Source organism: Mesorhizobium sp. M7D.F.Ca.US.004.01.2.1 (assembly GCF_003997785.1).
GTDB classification, from domain to species: domain Bacteria; phylum Pseudomonadota; class Alphaproteobacteria; order Rhizobiales; family Rhizobiaceae; genus Mesorhizobium; species Mesorhizobium loti.
In genome coordinates this window covers 1-1,156 of sequence record NZ_RZRQ01000087.1, presented here as the reverse complement: position 1 = coordinate 1,156, position 1,156 = coordinate 1, and the positions used below count along the sequence as shown (strand labels likewise).

Sequence of the window (1,156 nt, the reverse complement as noted above, 5' to 3'; positions counted from 1 at the left end):
TGGTCCGGTCGAGCAGGAAGGTGATGACCCGGGCGGCGGCGTGGCCGGCATCGCTGCGCATCGACATCGGCGTGGTGCCGGCATGGTTGGCGACGCCGTCGATGGTGACGCGTTGCCAGGAGATGCCTTGCAGATTCTCCACCGCGCCGATGGGCAAGCCCTCTCCCTCCAGCACCGGCCCCTGTTCGATATGCAGTTCGAGATAGGCGTGCGGCCTGAGAAAGCCGGGTTCCCGGTCGCCGGCATAGCCGATGCGGGCGAGTTCCTGCCGCAGCACGCTGCCGTCGGTGCCGACAGCCGCCAGCACCGTTTCGGCGCTGACCCCGCCGGCATGGGCCAGCGAGCCCATCATGTCTGGGGTGTAGCGCACGCCCTCTTCATTGGTGAAAGCGGCGACCGCGACGGGGCGCGACGGCAAGAAGCCTGATGCCTTGAGCGTTTCGATCACTTCCAGCCCGGCAAGCACGCCGTAGCAACCGTCATAGATGCCGGCATCGATGACGGTGTCGATGTGCGAACCGATAAGCAGCGGCGCCTGCCCGGCATTTTCCGGGCTTTGCCAGATGCCGAAGATGTTGCCGACCCGGTCGATGGCGACATCGATCCCGGCCTGCCGCAGCCAGCCGACGAAGAGGTCGCGGCCCTGCCTGTCGGTGTCGGAGGCGGCCAGCCGGATAAGCCTGCCCTCGCCATCCCGGCCAACAGCACCGAGTTCGCGGATACGGCCAAGCAGGCGCTGTGCATCGATCTCGATCATGCCGTTGCCTCTGCAGTCAACTTGCCGGCCAGCACATCGGCCGGGCTCATGCCAACCAGTTCGGCATAACGATGCGGGTCGGTGGCGCCTTCCGTGTTGATCGCCAGCACACGGGATTTGCCGTCGAGTTGAAGCTCGGCTCGGTTGTCGGCCACCGCCCGGATCAACCCGGCAAGGCCGACGCCGCCGCTTTCGCCGGCAACGATTACCGGATCGCCGGCGCTCGGCCGCGCCAGGCGCCGCATCACCGCGACGGCGTCGGCCTCATCCACCGTCATGAAGGCATCGGCGGCACGTGCCAGCACCCGCCAGGCGACCGGCGAGGCCCCGTAGCATTCGAGCATGGCCATCACCGTCGGCTGGCCGTGCGCGACCTTGACCGGGCGCCCGACCTGGGCG

1 protein-coding gene and 1 pseudogene are annotated in these 1,156 nt (G+C 68.0%); both read right to left on the bottom strand.

Annotated features, from left to right (window positions below; translation table 11 throughout):
* Positions 1 to 757: hydantoinase/carbamoylase family amidase (locus EN993_RS37785; protein WP_245468819.1), on the bottom strand; the 757-nt coding region annotated here is incomplete at its 3' end.
* Positions 754 to 1,156, bottom strand: a pseudogene (locus EN993_RS14615) (pyridoxal-phosphate dependent enzyme); the annotation flags it as partial. The pseudogene EN993_RS14615 and the gene EN993_RS37785, both read right to left, overlap by 4 nt.